This window comes from Pseudomonas sp. UF-293 (genome assembly GCF_058245595.1).
Window position 1 is genome coordinate 94734 of sequence record NZ_JBSICA010000014.1, and the last position, 14857, is coordinate 109590.

General features: G+C 56.4%; 12 protein-coding genes. 8 read left to right on the forward strand and 4 right to left on the reverse strand.

Features of this window, described 5'->3' with window-relative positions; genetic code table 11:
* Positions 1-84 precede the first annotated feature (84 nt).
* The gene (locus AC4IHP_RS16575; protein WP_256809819.1) at positions 85-1797 is read right to left on the reverse strand and encodes a sigma-54-dependent Fis family transcriptional regulator; all 1713 of its coding nucleotides are present in this window, start codon (positions 1795-1797) and stop codon (positions 85-87) included.
* Positions 1798-2179: 382 nt separating this feature from the next.
* The gene (locus AC4IHP_RS16580) at positions 2180-2830 is read right to left on the reverse strand and encodes a hydrolase (RefSeq protein WP_071172471.1); all 651 of its coding nucleotides are present in this window, start codon (positions 2828-2830) and stop codon (positions 2180-2182) included.
* 503 nt (positions 2831-3333) lie between these two features.
* Between AC4IHP_RS16580 and AC4IHP_RS16585 the strand changes: the two genes are divergently transcribed.
* The 7 genes from AC4IHP_RS16585 (at position 3334) to AC4IHP_RS16615 (ending at position 11074) form a co-directional block, all read left to right on the forward strand.
* Positions 3334-4230: a LysR family transcriptional regulator gene (locus AC4IHP_RS16585; protein ID WP_490832206.1), complete on the forward strand. Its 897-nt coding sequence runs from the start codon at positions 3334-3336 to the stop codon at positions 4228-4230.
* 323 nt (positions 4231-4553) lie between these two features.
* Positions 4554-5294, forward strand: a complete 741-nt coding sequence (locus AC4IHP_RS16590) for an SDR family NAD(P)-dependent oxidoreductase (protein ID WP_460119210.1) — start codon at positions 4554-4556, stop codon at positions 5292-5294.
* A 95-nt stretch (positions 5295-5389) separates the two neighbouring features.
* Positions 5390-6283 carry a LysR family transcriptional regulator gene (locus AC4IHP_RS16595; protein ID WP_490832207.1) on the forward strand — a complete coding sequence of 298 codons (894 nt, stop codon included), beginning with the start codon at positions 5390-5392 and terminating at the stop codon, positions 6281-6283.
* 185 nt (positions 6284-6468) lie between these two features.
* Positions 6469-6987, forward strand: a complete 519-nt coding sequence (locus AC4IHP_RS16600; protein ID WP_051600722.1) for a sigma-70 family RNA polymerase sigma factor — start codon at positions 6469-6471, stop codon at positions 6985-6987.
* Complete coding sequence (locus AC4IHP_RS16605; RefSeq protein WP_490832208.1) at positions 6974-7954, forward strand: DUF4880 domain-containing protein; 981 nt, start codon at positions 6974-6976, stop codon at positions 7952-7954. Before AC4IHP_RS16600 ends, AC4IHP_RS16605 begins: the two co-directional genes overlap by 14 nt.
* Before the next feature lie 121 nt (positions 7955-8075).
* Positions 8076-10466 (forward strand): TonB-dependent siderophore receptor, encoded by a 2391-nt coding sequence (locus AC4IHP_RS16610; RefSeq protein ID WP_490832209.1) that lies wholly within the window; start codon positions 8076-8078, stop codon positions 10464-10466.
* Positions 10467-10588: 122 nt separating this feature from the next.
* On the forward strand, positions 10589-11074 hold the full coding sequence (locus tag AC4IHP_RS16615) for a DUF6130 family protein (RefSeq protein WP_490832210.1): 486 nt from the start codon (positions 10589-10591) through the stop codon (positions 11072-11074).
* Between the two features lie 59 nt (positions 11075-11133).
* Here the strand turns inward: AC4IHP_RS16615 and AC4IHP_RS16620 are convergent, their stop codons facing one another.
* Positions 11134-12588 carry a TrkH family potassium uptake protein gene (locus AC4IHP_RS16620; protein ID WP_490832211.1) on the reverse strand — a complete coding sequence of 485 codons (1455 nt, stop codon included), beginning with the start codon at positions 12586-12588 and terminating at the stop codon, positions 11134-11136.
* Positions 12589-12820: 232 nt separating this feature from the next.
* On the reverse strand, positions 12821-13576 hold the full coding sequence (locus AC4IHP_RS16625; RefSeq protein ID WP_490832212.1) for a bestrophin-like domain: 756 nt from the start codon (positions 13574-13576) through the stop codon (positions 12821-12823).
* A 311-nt stretch (positions 13577-13887) separates the two neighbouring features.
* Between AC4IHP_RS16625 and AC4IHP_RS16630 the strand changes: the two genes are divergently transcribed.
* Positions 13888-14724: an MliC family protein gene (locus AC4IHP_RS16630; protein ID WP_490832213.1), complete on the forward strand. Its 837-nt coding sequence runs from the start codon at positions 13888-13890 to the stop codon at positions 14722-14724.
* Positions 14725-14857 lie beyond the last annotated feature (133 nt).

Here is a 14857-nt window from a genome sequence, read left to right on the forward strand (position 1 = left end):
GATGAAGTCTCGGCGAGGTTTTGTTGATTTGATCAATCCAGCTCAAGCGTGGTCCACGGTGAAGCGCCAGGCGGCCACGCAAAGTCACTCAAGACTCTCGTCATGCAACAAGCCGCTTTTCTTCAGGCGATAGGCCAGTGCCGGCCGGGTCAAGCCGAGCATGCGAGCGGCTTGCGAGACGTTTTGGTGTGAAAGCTCCATGGCGCGGCGCATCAGCCGTTCTTCCACAGCATCCAGGCTGATGTTTTTATCAAAGATCTGCGTAACCCAATCGGGACAAAGTTCTTCACCGCCAGCCTGAACCAACGCGCCATCAGAGTTGAGACGATCACCGTGCGAATCGTCTGTTTTTGGGAAGACTGCAAAGAGTGCATCCTGGCCTATGGTCTCGTTGCTGTCGGTCAGGATGACGCCACGCTCAATCGTATTTTCCAATTCGCGAATATTCCCCGGCCAGGCGTAGCGGCGACACAATTCAAGAGCTTTGTCTGATAAACCCAGCGTTCGCTTGTGATATTGCAAGTGAAATTTGCTTATAAAGTGCTCGGCCAGCAGTGGCAGATCTTCAAGTCGCTCGCGCAGTGGGGGAATCTGCACCGGAAACACATTCAAGCGGTAATAAAGATCGGCGCGAAACCGGCCGGCTTCGACGGCGTCGGCGAGGCTTTCATTGGTAGCAGCGATGACTCGCACATTGATCTTGCGGGTTCGGGAATCGCCTACCCGTTCCAGTTCACCCTCTTGCAGTACCCGAAGTAATGTCGCCTGCGCTCTGGGCGTCAGCTCCACCACCTCGTCTAGAAAAATCGTCCCTCCGTTGGCCCGTTCAAAGCGTCCTGGGCGGGTTTGATTGGCGCCGGTAAAAGCGCCTTTCTCAACACCAAACAATTCGGCTTCAATCAGGTCCTGAGGAATGGCAGCGCAGTTCACTGCGACAAACGCTTGCTCGGCGCGATCACTGCGCAGATGCACGCTCCGTGCGATGACCTCCTTGCCGACGCCAGTTTCTCCGAGCAGTAGGACGGAAATTTTTCCTTTGGCAGCCTTGTCGATCATCTTGCATACCTTCAAATAGGCAGGCGAGCGCCCTACTCCATAGAATTGAGCTTCCTGCTTCTCCAGGCTTCTACGCAGAGAGCTGATCTGTGATTGCAGTTCATACAGCTCCTCGATGATTGGGTCGGCTTGAAAGTACTGTCTGAATTCTGCGGCGTTCTCCCATTCCTCGGCAGGTTTACCAATAATGATGCAGCGCTCATCCCCGCATCCGCGACAGGTGGTTTCTTGGATGATGATTTCGCGTTTCATGAATGAAGAACTGTACGCACAGGCGTAGCCCAACAAAGACCAACAGACTGGTTCCTCCATCAGGCCGACTTCAGTCAGGCAAGTCTCGACCTCAAAGGAGTCAATCCATTCGAGCTCGCAATAAAAATGGCCGCTCTCCTGATCCAGCTCTAACTGAATGGGTTTCGCATTGACCATACCTTTGAGGGAATGCAGTTGCGGGCCGACCAGAAACATCTGCAACTGCGGACTGTCTGGTCTGAGCTTGCGGGCCATTTCCGCATCCTTGAGTCCAGACTGGTAGCCAAGGCGCAAGAAGAACCCCTTGGCGCGGTCGACGCCGAGGCTATTGATGAGTTCACGGCGAAAATTAGCCATCGCCGATACCTGCATCAACAACATGCGCTGCTCGCCAAACCAGATCTTGCCTTCCGTGCTTTGAAAACGAACCTGGTCGCTCAGGTCGTGAAAGCCGGAATAGTGGAGCTCAGGGTTGTAACTGACAGCCATTGAGAGAGACCTCGATTATTGTTTTGAGCGGTCTTGATCAAGCTGTGGCGCCGAGTGAAAGCACCGAAACAATCGATCGCGATATGAAGGGATTTTAGTGCATTGCTACGCAGAGCCAGCGGGCCTCCCGATGCAAAGACATGACGGTGCACGGGCTTCGCGGGCAGATGAAGGCAGTTACCAAGCGCCAAAGTCACAGCCAGGCTTAATGTTGGTGATCTGGCCCGAGCCGGCCATGTGCTGTGTTGGACTAGGTATTGGTCATTCGCAATATCCCAGCAGATTGCGAATGCACGCCTTCAGTATCGGCCGTCGATGAACGCGGGAATGGGGCGCCTCCCTGGCAAAGCGGTACTTCATTGGCCCCTCACTCCCGTGCTGATCAACCTTCAGCGGGTACCGGCGTGTCGAGCAATTGCTGCTCCCACAGATAAGCAATCCCGCTACCTGCAGCATGCTGGAGAAGCACATCGGTTACAGCGCCTGCCGTATCGAGGCGTGCCCAGTCGCGTTGCCATTCAGCCATGACTGCCAACCAGGTCATGACATTTGCCCCGGCGCCGACCATGCGTTGGATGGCGACTTGATGGGCTTCGACCGAAACGCCACCGCACGCGTCGGTGACCACGGTTACGTCCCAGCCCTCGCCTAGTGCTTGAATCGCTGGCATGGCGACGCAGACCTCAGTCCACAGGCCAGCCAGGACCAATTGCTTGCGGCCTGTTGCCTTGACCGCGTCCACTACTTTCTTGTCTTCCCAAGTATTGATGAGCGTTCGGTCAATCACCTCCTGACCGGGGAAAACGTCGGTGATTTGCGGAAAGATCCAACCGCCACGCTCGGCAATCACACTGGTCAGAATGGTCGGGACGTTAAACGCCTTCGCAGCCTTCGCCAATGCTGTCGCACAGTTGACCGCTGCGTGCGGATCGTGGCTATTGAGATTGGTGAGTTGAAAAGGCTGGTGGTCGATCAACACAAGTACGGAGTCTTCTGGACGAAGAAGCGAAGCAAGACCGTTACGAAAAGCCATTAATCCATCCTCTTGTTGCCGTGGGTTGGCACGTTTATTTGCGGGATCAGTTTCCGTGCAGCGCGCCTTATGAGCGGCGATGCCTCATGCACTGTGCAGCGCCCTCAAACCTTCGGGTAGTAGCAGCGAATGACTAACTGTGTCGCGGAATGAGGAACGCCACGGTTTTTGCTGCCATTCTCTGGCGATGGCTTCACGGCTTCATGACGACGCGCCCCAGCGGTTTGCTTCGCTCCGCGAAGTCATGCGCAGCAGCCTGCGATAGGGTAAAGGCCCGTTCAATGACAACCCGTATACGCCCCCGCAATACATCCTGTAGCAGCTTGTCGACACTCGCACGCACTGCCGGCCGCTCGAAAAGCGGCCCCATGTACGCACAGATCAGGACGTCCCCGGGAACCGCTATTGGCGCCAAGGCGCGAACTCCGTAATGTGCAGTTCAGATGTACGTTCTGGTAGTCGCATTCCGTGCGTAGCTGCGTGACAAAAAAAGGAACGTGGAAATGGATATAGAAGAGCTTGAAACCTTTGTAGAAGTGGCCGATGCCGGCGGCATTTCCCGTGCGGCAACGCGCCTGGGCACGTCGAAATCTATCGTCAGTCGCCGGCTTGCCCGCCTGGAAGCAGAGCTGGGCGTGCAACTGATGGCGCGTACCACCCGCGGTGCGGCCCTTACCGAAGCTGGGGCGACCTTCCGCGACTACGCCGCCAGAATATGCGCTGAGGCCGAGTCGGCACGCGATGCGATCTTGCCTTCCGGCGAGCTTTGTGGCCGCCTGCGGATCGCCGCGCCCCTGACTTTGGGGCCAATACATTTCGCGCCGATCCTCGCGGAAATGGCCAGGCGTCACCCACAGCTTCATGTGCAAACGAACTACACCGATCGTTTCGTTGACCTCATCGCCGAGGGGTATGACTGCGCGATACGGGTGGGCTACCTGCCCGATTCCAACATGATCGCCCGGTGTATCGGACCGATCTTTGGCCAATTGGTGGCAAGCCCCGTCTATATCAAGGCGCATGGAGCGCCCGAAACACCCGACGAAGTCGTCAGCCACCAAGCACTGATGCAAGGCAATGAATCGTGGTCATTCATGGATGGTGACACGATGGTTACGGTGCGCCCGCAGGGAACGTTCAAAGCCGACAATGGCACCGCATTGCTGGCCGCAGCTTTGGCCGGCATCGGCATTGCCTGGTTACCTGACTGGGTCACGCATGAGCATTTGGCGAGCGGCGCACTTGTAGCGATCATGACGGATTATCCGCCGCCTCCAGCAGGCGCTTATGTAGTTCGACCGCCAGGCCAGCACCCTGCGCGAAAGATAAGGGTGCTCACCGAATTGCTGCTTGAATACTGCGACCAGGCGGCACATATTCCTGAGTCGCAACAGAGCTGAAAGACCCGATTGCAAGCTCCCTTCGAGTGAGTCCTGAAAGCAAAGTATGGATACCAGGCTTACTTATTGATCCATCAGAGCTATCGCGGCTAATACGTCCAGTCCTGATCAGCGCACCCGAATATTTCTCCAAAGTTTCATTCCTCACTCGCGAATAACGCCAACACCCGGTTGGATGTTCCGATTTGTGCGACACAGTAATACAACCCACGAGACTACAAACCAAGGAACTGGATCCCTAATATCCGCCCCCGTATCGGCACGCTTGCACCATCCCTGGTGAATGCGCGCGGCCAAATAACTGCATGCCAGACAGGTGAGTAATGATCGATTTGGAAGGAAAACGTGCGTTGGTGACGGGAGGAGCTCGCGGGATCGGCGCCGCTATCGCAGTGGCACTGGCAGAGAATGGCGCCGATGTTGCGTTCACCTACCAGCAGTCGACGGAAAAAGCTGAGGCAGTGGCCAAATTCATCGCTGATAAAGGGCGTCGTGCTATCGCGATTCAAGCCGACAGTGCCAACCCGCAAGCCATTGAATGCGCAGTCGCGCAGGCCATCTCGACGCTGGGCGGCCTCGATATTCTCGTCAATAGCGCGGCTATCGGCTTGAACGGAATGATCGCCGACATTGATGTAGACGACTATCAAGCACTGATGGATATCAACGTGCGAGGCCCCGTCCTGTTCGCAAAGGCGGTCATCCCGCATCTGCCCGCTGGCGGAAGAATCATCACAATTGGCTCGGGACTGGCAGAGCGGGTGCCCTTTGCGGGTGTAACAGCCTATGCAATGTCCAAGTCGGCGTTGCTCGCATTCACCCGGGGTTTGTCACGTGAACTCGGCCACACCGGCATAACCGTTAATCTTGTTCAGCCGGGATCGGTCGACACCGACGCAAATCCAGCCGACGGCCCCGCCGGCGACTTTCAGCGGAGCCTGTCGTCCTTGGGACGTTTTGGCGAGCCTCGCGAGGTTGCGAGTGCGGTGGTCTATCTGGCCAGTCCTGCCGCGAGCCTGATCACTGGCGCCATCCTGACCGTGGACGGCGGTGCGATCGCTTGACTAACGCTCAGGCAGCTGTCCGCAGTGGACGGCAGCCATGGACTGTTGGTCAGGGGTTGAAACGCACTAATGGCCATTTGCAGAGGCAGGAAGCATTGGATATTGATGATCTTCGAACCTTCGTCGAGGTAGCCGACGCGGGCGGTGTTTCGTCGGCGGCCCGGCGACTGGGTGTTGCGAAATCGATAATAAGCCGCAGGCTTCTGAAGATGGAAACCCAACTGGGTGTGCAGCTATTGGCCAGGACAACCCGTGGTGCTGCTGTCACCGAAGCGGGAGCCGCCTTGCGAGAGTATGCGGCGCGGATCGTCGCTGAGTTTGACGCGGCAAGGGACGCCATTGTTCCAGATGGAGACCTTCGAGGCCGCTTCCGGATCGCAGCACCGATCTCGTACGGCCCGACACATATTGCCCCCGTGCTTGCTGAAATGGGGCGACGCCACCCTCTCCTGCACATTCATGCAAGTTACAGCGATCGTATCGTCGATCTGATTGGCGAGGGCTTCGATTGTGCTATTCGGGTCGGCCATTTACAGAGCTCCAATTTCATCGCAAAGCGTGTGGGCAGCATTCACGGCAAACTCGTGGCAAGCCCAGGCTATGTGAATACACATGGAGCGCCAGAGGCTCCCCACGAGATTCTTACGCATGAATCTCTTATGCAAGGTGCGGAAACCTGGCGGTTTATGGATGGCCAAAAGTCCATCATGGTTAATCCCCAAGGGCGCTTCAAGGCTGACAATCCTGTCGCGCTCGCCGTGGCAGCCGTTGCAGGTCTGGGTCTAGGGTACCTTTCTGACAGCGTCATCGACGAGCACATCAAATCTGGCGCATTGGTGTCCGTCATGCACAGATATCCCCCTGTTCCGGCGGGTATTTACATTGTTCGCCCCCAAAGCCAGCACCCTGCGCGAAAGATACGGGTGCTGACGGACATGCTGGTCGATTGGTTCGCAGATGTGAGCCCGGGCAACGTCCTCTCCCTTTAGAAGGCAAGCCACTCGGGACGGCGAGCGTTCAATCTATCCAATTGCCGGACGCATCTTCCACTCGTAGTTCCTGCACAACCATGCCATTCGCCTGCATGCAGGCGCTGAGCTGCGCATGTTTGCCTAAGATCAATCGCCTGAGTAGAATGCGATTCATTATCAATCATGTATGTCCCGGGATGCCGATGCGTAGCGACGAAACACTAGGTACTGCAGATCCAGGGCTGCTCTATCGCACCCACTTCTCGTGGTTACAGGGCTGGCTGATCCGGCGCATCGGCTGTCGCGACAACGCCGCAGATCTGGCGCAGGACACTTTCGTCCGTGTGCTCAAACACCGTCACCAGTCCGGCGCCCTGCGCGAGCCACGCGCCTATTTGAGCAGCATTGCCCGCGGTCTGATGATTGATCAGTATCGTCGTCGCGAACTCGAACGTGCCTACCTGGAAAGCATCACCTTGCTGCCGCAACACGAGGTTCCATCGGAAGAAAGCCGGCTGATGATTCTCGATGCGCTCGAGCGCATAGACCGTCTGCTCGACTCGCTCAAACCAAGAGTACGCCAGGCGTTTTTATTTGCCCGACTCGACGGTCTGACCTGCGCGCAAATCGCCGAAAAGCTCGGAGTTTCCCGCGCGACGGTGGAACGCGACCTGGCCACAGCCCTGCAACATTGCTATCGCTTGCGTTATGTCGAGGCCTGAGCCCGAAGCGCTGGATCCGGCCATTGTCGACCAGGCGATCCAATGGCTGGTGCGCCTTCGCTTCAATCAAGCCGATGAACAGACACAGCGCACGTTTGAGCACTGGCTGCAGCAGCGCCCGGAGCATGCGTTGGCGTGGCAGCGTGTGGAAACGCTTGGCGATGAATTCGAAGGCGTGCCAGCTCATCTGGCTCGACAAACCCTTAAGGGCGCCCAGCATGGAATGCGCCGGCGGGAAAGCCTGAAGCTATTGGGCGTATTGGCGACGGTCGGCACGGCAGCCTGGCTCGGCCGCGACTACACCCCCCTGCCCTCCATGCTTGCACAGCAGCGCAGCAGCACCGGCGAACAACGACGTTTCCAACTCGACGATGGCAGCCTTATCCAGCTCAATAGCGATAGCGCCGTCGACAGCGATTTCGACGCCCAGCGACGCCTGATCATCCTGCGCCGTGGTGAAATCATCGTGAATGTCGGTGCGGATCAACACTCGCCGCAAGCGCGACCGTTGTGGGTGCAATCACGCGACGGGATCATGCGAGCCCACAGCTCGCGCTTTCTGGTCCGCGAGCGTAACGACGGTACTCTGGTCGCAGCCCAGGAAGGATCAGTCACGGTTTTCCCCGGTTCCGGTCAAGCGTCTGCGAGCCGCAACGTCCTGGCAGGAAACCAACTGCTGTTCACCTCAGGTGACACCCGAACGTTCAGGGACAACGGCCTTGATCTATGGGCTTGGGGTGACGGTGTGATCAGTGCGAACCATATGCGCCTTGGTGACTTCATCGCAGAGTTGTCGCGTTATCGCCCAGGAGTCTTGCGCTGCGCCGAAGAGGTCGCTGATCGTCGCGTTTCCGGCACTTTCCAGCTCGCCGACAACGATCGGGTCCTGGCATTGATCGCGCAGTCACTGCGCCTGCACATTGATTACCGAACCCGTTATTGGGTCACCGTAACCGCTGCCACCTGACTCCACCCGAATATTTTTTCGCTACCTGAAAAATAATGAGGTGGTTTCTCATTCTCGTTCGACCTGTAAGGAAGGCCGGAATACAGGCCAGTCTGCCGATGTCCTTTCTTGGAGCGAGAAAATGAGTTCGTCCCCGGTTTCACAGCGCCATCCATTAAGTCGTGCCATGCACGGTGCGATCTTGGGTTTGATCGTGAGCAGCTACACATTGCCATCGCTGGCGCAAACCTCGGGCGCTGATCACAGCAATCAAGTCAAACAGTGGAATATCGCCCCCGGCCCCCTGGCGCCGGCGCTTGACCGCTTTGCGCGCGAAGCTGGCATCAGCCTCTCCTTCGACGCCTCGAGTGTGGCGAACCGCACCACGGCTGGCGTGAATGGCACGCTCGATACATCGGCAGCGCTGTCATCGTTGCTCCAGGGCAGCGAATTGCAGATCGAACAGCAAGGCCCGAATGCTTACCTGCTGACCCCTCAAGCAAAAACCGCCGGCCCGCTGGAACTCGACGCAACGGCTGTTGAGGATTACCGCCTCGCCCCACTCATCATCAATGCCAAGGTCCGGGTCAGTGCCGACGACGACGCCAACTCGGTGGTTGCCAAGGAACTCTGGGTTGGCGGCAAGGTGGCAACCAGCATTCTCAATACACCGGCATCGGTGTCGGTGGTGACCAACAAGGAAATGCAGCAACGCAGCGTCAGCACCACGGAAGAAGCGCTGCAATACACGCCGGGCGTGGTCAGTGACTTTTATGGTACGGACGATCGCAACGACTATTTCCAGATTCGCGGCTTCCAGGCCACCACCTACCGTGACGGCTTGACCCTCAGCTCGATGCGCGGCGTACGCGAAGACCCATTCGCCTATGAGCGCATCGAGATTCTGCGTGGCGCCAACTCCACCCTGTTTGGCCCTGCGGACCCGGGCGGTTCGGTAAATTTCGTGACCAAACAGCCGCGCTTCGAGAAGTTTGGCCAAGGCTATGTGACCTACGGTTCGTTTGACCATGTCGAGACCGGCATCGATGTCGGCGATGCGCTGAACGACGAAAAAACCCTGGCCGGCCGCTTTACTGCCAAAGGCCAGAACAGCGACCGCGAGTACGATCACTCGCAGGACGACAACCAGTTGTTTATGGGTGGCCTGACCTGGGCACCGACGGATTACACGTCGGCCACGATGATTCTGGACTACCTGAAAACCGAGAGTTCGCCCAACAGCGGCGGCTATCCACTGGATCGGGAATACGACCGCAGCAAGTTTTATGGCGAGCCCAGCTACAACTTCCACGATGTCGAGCGCACCAGCCTCAGCGGTAACGTCACCCATGATTTCGACAACGGTTTCGTGCTGCGCAGCAATCTGCGTTACAGCAAGTTGACCGATGATTTTGGCTACGTGTACCTCAGCGACAGCGCCGCACGTGTCGGTACCACAGTCGATCGATACCTGTTTGGAACCGACACTGACGCCGACCAGTTCAACGGCAATCTGATGCTGCAATACGATGCCCGCTTCGAGAACATCGACAGCAGCAGCCTGGTGGGCGTGGAGTACCTCGATTCGACCACCAAGGAAAGCTCGGTCTACGCCCTGACGACCCCGATCGATATTGCCAACCCTGTGTTTACTGGCGTTCCACGCTCAATCGCGCCGTATGCCGTCAACAAACGAGACGCGACCACCAAGGCCGTCTTCCTTCAGCAAAACCTGTCGTTCTACGAGCGTTTCATCGTCACCGGGGGCGTGCGCAACGACTCGATGGACCTGACCAGCAAAGGCTTGCAATCCACCGAGAAAGACAACTTCTCCGAAACCTCCTACCGAGGTGCGTTGACCTATATCGTCAACGATGAGGTGTCCACCTACGTGAGCATGGTCGAATCCGTCTCGCCGCCGCAGGTTGGCGTAACACCGCAGACAGGCAGGCAGTACGAAGTGGGCGTGAAGTATGCGCCGATGGGGATGGACGCACTGTTCTCCGCCGCCGTGTATGACCTGACCCAGGAAAACGTCACCATCGCCGTGGTGCTGCCGAGCGGCATCATCGAGCAGCAGACCGTAGGCGAATCGCGGGCGCGTGGCCTCGACCTGGAAGCCAAGGCGCAGGTAACGCAGAACCTCAGCCTGATCGGCGGCTATTCCTATATGGAGTCCGAAGTATTGCGTGGTTCGTTGTTCGACGGCAGCTCGCTGAAGGGTAACGAGTTCGCCACGGCACCTAAGCATTCCGCTTCGCTCTGGAGTTACTACGACGTACCCGCCACCGATGTCAGCGTGGGCCTGGGTGCACGCTACGTCGGCGCTTATTATTTCGATGCAGCCAACTCCGGCAAAAGCGATGGCACCACCCTGTTCGACGCCGCCTTCAACTACAACATCGCCAAGGGCACCGACCTCGCGGTGAACGTCAGCAACCTGCTGGACGAGCAGCACGTGGTCGGCTCCGGCACCGCGAACTTCTACAACCCGGGCCGCGAGATTACTGCCAAGCTGAGCTACAACTGGTAACCCGGCGGGTAAGCGTTTTTCCCCGTTCAGGAAACGGTGCCCGCGTTACGGCGGGCATCGTCAACTACGGGCAATACCCAGGTTGATCTACGCTTGAATGAAATCACGCGGAGTAACAGATCATGTCCCTCGCTCCCGGAAGAATATTGGCCCTGGCTTTGGGTGTCGTCTTCTGCACATCCGTGCTCGGACAAGGGGCAGCAGACAGCGATTCTCCACCGGCAATACTGCCATTGGCATCCGAGAGCGCGCCGAGACTCATTGCCTACCCGCCGATTGCCGAGCCGCTCGCCCGTGGAGTGGTCATCATCCAGTTTCGAACAGAGCACGCCAGGATCATGCCGGTGTTTGGCAAGGTGGCTGCCGAGGTATCACCACGTTTAGGTCACCTTCACGTGACCGTCGATGATTGGAAAGGTACATGGGCGCACACCAGTGAAGACCCGATTATCCTGGTCGGGCTAACGCCCGGTCCTCACAAGGTTCTCTTGGAAGTGGCCGATCCGACGCACCAGATCATCACCAGTACGACAGTGAGTTTTACAGTGCCGGAGAAGAAACCGATGGACGCTCCCCGTATTGACGATCATCACGCGGCAAAACCATGACTGCCCTGCTATTCACCGAAACAGGCAATGATCGGCGTCGCTGCCAGCGACTGATTGGCTCAATATCTCCAGAAAACCGGGGTCACGAGCACCAACACCGTCAGGATTTCCAACCGGCCCAGAAGCATGCCGACAGTCAGTAGCCATTTGGCTGCATCCGGCAGTGACGAGAAATTACCTGCCGGCCCGATGATTGTGCCCAGGCCGGGGCCGACGTTACACACCGCCGTAGCGGCACCGCTCAGTGCGGTTATCCAATCAAGCCCGATCAGCGCCAGGCCCAAAGCAATGGCGGCAATCGTGATGGTGAAAAAAAACGAGAAGGTCAGCAGCGAGCGGACGATTTCCTCGTCGATGGGATGACCGTTGTATTTTTTCTGAATCACGGCCCGAGGGTGAATCAACTGCTTCAAGCTGCTGACCAGAAGCGCGGCGGCCACCTGAAAACGGAAGATTTTCAGCCCGCCTGCCGTTGAGCCGGAGCAACCACCGACGAAGGTCAAATAGAAAAACAGCAACACAGCGAAGCTGCCCCACAAGGTGTAGTCGCCGACTGCAATTCCGGTGGTCGTGACGACCGAGGTCACATTGACCGCCACGATACGAAATGCGTCCCACCATCCGTAGTCGCTGTGCAAATACAGCCAGGTACCTACAGCCAGCGATGTGACGAGCAAGAATCCAATAAACCCGCGTACCTGGTGATCCCTGATCAGCGCACGCCGATTGCCCCGACATGTCGCGACGTACAAGGTAAATGGCAGGCTGCCCAGGATCATGATGACTACCGCCACCCAGTGAATTGCTGGTTGCTCCCAATGCCCGAGGGAGGAGTCCGACGTCGAGAACCCACCGGTAGAGATCAACGACATTGCGTGGTTGATCGCTTCGAATGGGGTCATTCCTGCGAACCAGAGCGCCAAAGTGCCGATACCCGTCAGGCCCAGATAGAGCAAAAGGATGTACTTGGCTGCGACATGAGAACGTGGTGTCACTTTCTCCGACCAATCCGAGGATTCTGTCTGGAAAAGACGCATGCCGCCGACTCGCAAGAGCGGAAGAATCGCGACAGCCATGCCAATAAAACCGATGCCGCCTAACCAGTGCAGCATGGAACGCCAGATCAACAAGCCGGGAGAGGCGCTATCCAGACCGGTGAGTACCGTCGAGCCAGTGGTTGTGATGCCCGACATCGTTTCAAAGAACGCATCGGTGTAGCTGATATCGCTGATGAAAACCATTGGTAAAGCTGCGAAGGCGCACACAACAACCCAGCTCGCGGTAGTCAGCAGGTACATGTCCCTGGGCCGAAGATTGCCAGTCTCGGGACGACCTCGCACGATCAATAGCAGACCACAGATGAAGGTAATCAGACTCGACCAGAGAAAGGCCGAAAGATCGTCGCTATGCTCATAGACCACCAGCGTCATCATGGGTATAGCCATGCTTACCGCCAGGGTGATCAGAAAAATACCCAAGATGAAGCCGATAAGCCGAATTGCTGCGAGGGACATCACGATAGCGTTCCAAATTAGCGCCGCGCAGTATCGGGTGCCCTCAATAAAGACTGCGTAAATTCTCCGTAAAATTTTTACCTGCAGTCAGTCAGGCTGCGGGAGTCAAAGCGTGGCTAGGAGTCAATTACGGTCCTTCGCAACAGGCAGGAAGTCGCTATCCGGCCAAAAGCGGATTTCGATTTGATCGGCGTCGAGGCCGAGACTCTGATCGCTAGCGCGCCACTCGCCCCTAGAGCTGCATTACGGCAAGCGCCCTGCGCAGGGGTTCATCGGATATCTGAATTGGACCGTGAAATGGCACGTCCATATCCAAAACAAGGTAAACGGAAGCGGCAATGAGAAATGACGAGATGATGAACATTCCCATCACCATCGAGTTACGGGGAGCGCGGTATCCAAAACTGGCGAAAATGAGCGTCAACCAGGCAACAAGCATTCCAATAAGCGGGCCAGGAATCGCTCCCTCGGACTGCTCGACGATCCTCCAGCGTTGCTCAATGAGCGAATGATATTGCTGACGAATATCCTGAAGCATCGTTTCATGGTAGCGGTCCAGAGGCTTTATGAGAGCCAAGGATTTTCCTATGTTATCCAAGTATCTAGCCGCCTCGCTGTTACGATGCTGTAGCGCCTCGTCTCCCCGATACGGGGTCTCGATAGCGCGCTCAAGATAGGTGATCAAATGATTTCGTGTGTCTTGCGCCGCATCGCCATAGCCCCGAAGTGTTCGATCAAAAATGATCATGCTGGTTGCATATCCATGGAAGTTTGCATCAATAGACTCGAAGGTGTTTTTGGCGGAATTGATCATCAAGCCAAAGACCAGCGAAGTCATCACCACAAAAATATTGGCTACAAGACGAATTACGGAGTTGGTTTCGTCGTCCCTGTGTTGGGCGGCCAGCTTTGGGTAACAATGCATCATGAGAAGCGAGGCAGCAACGAGGAACACAAAAATGCCCAGTGCGATCCAGAAAGCGTTCATACATCAGTGCCCCAATCAATTTGAGTCAAGTGTTGAAGGATAGACCGTAGACTGCTCGACGATTCGGCTCGGACGATACCGCTCTTGCAATCCGGAAATGCCCCCCAGCAGATGTTTGAACGTCAGTTCTGGTCATGGTTGGAAATTGGTCGAGCTCTGCCAGTCGTTGAGGCAACAAATCTCCCTCCATCTATTTATGGCCGATTGATGAGGCTCATCAGGTGCTGCAATCGACTATGACTCACCGATCGCGCGGGTGAAAACGACTAAGATGAGTGGTTGGCGACTGCGTAAATTCAAGGAAACTGCACATGCGCAAATATTTGGTCTTACTACTGATTGGCGTCACAGGCGTTGCCAATGCGCAATCCCAATGTTCAAACACGTGGTATCAATCGGTCGATAAGGTTTTGCATACGGCTGACATGCAAGGGCACGGACCGGATTTAGGTTCTGACGAATGGAAGTCAGTCATCGAGACAAAGTTGGGGGTTCAAGATGGGTCAGATGTCCCTGAGCGAAGCTCCGAGCAGTGGTGCAATTACATTGAACAGCAAATCGATGCGATACAGTCGAATGGGGTGCGCACGGGAACATCGTCGGCTATCAATTCGTCACTTGGTCCATCTTACGATTGCTCAAAGGCGGAGCCTGGCGGTATCGAAGCATTAATATGTGAAGACAAGGAATTATCTGCCCTTGATCGCAAACTCTCGGCAGTGTATGCCAGTGCGAGTATCAAGGCCGGCAACGAGCATCCTCCAATGCTCAAAACAGAGCAGCGGGGGTGGATTAAGGGCCGAGACGATTGCTGGAAGAGTAATGACGTCGGTGCATGCTTGCGCATGGAATACCATAACCGCATCGCTGAGTTACAAGCACGGTACCGACTGATCTCTGGCACTGGGCCTGTCTTTTACGAATGCAACGGCAACCCTGCGAACGAGGTGACCGTCATGTTCTTCGAAACTGATCCGCCGACATTAATAGCCGAGCGTGGCGACAGCGCATCGCTGATGTACCAGCAACCCAATGGCGTTGGCATCAAGTACGTCGGACGTAATGAATCGCTTTGGGAACATAAGGCCGAAGCCATCATCACTTGGGGATATGGTGCGCCCGAAGAGCAATGCAAAAGAAAACCTTGAGCAGCGATTTTATTCAGGCTAGTCAAATACAAATGGGTGAAAGGCAGCAATTGAACGATAGCTGCCAACCGGGATCGGTAGCTATCGGCCAGAAGCTGACGGTAGCTACAGGCAGAAATCGACTCACAGCTGC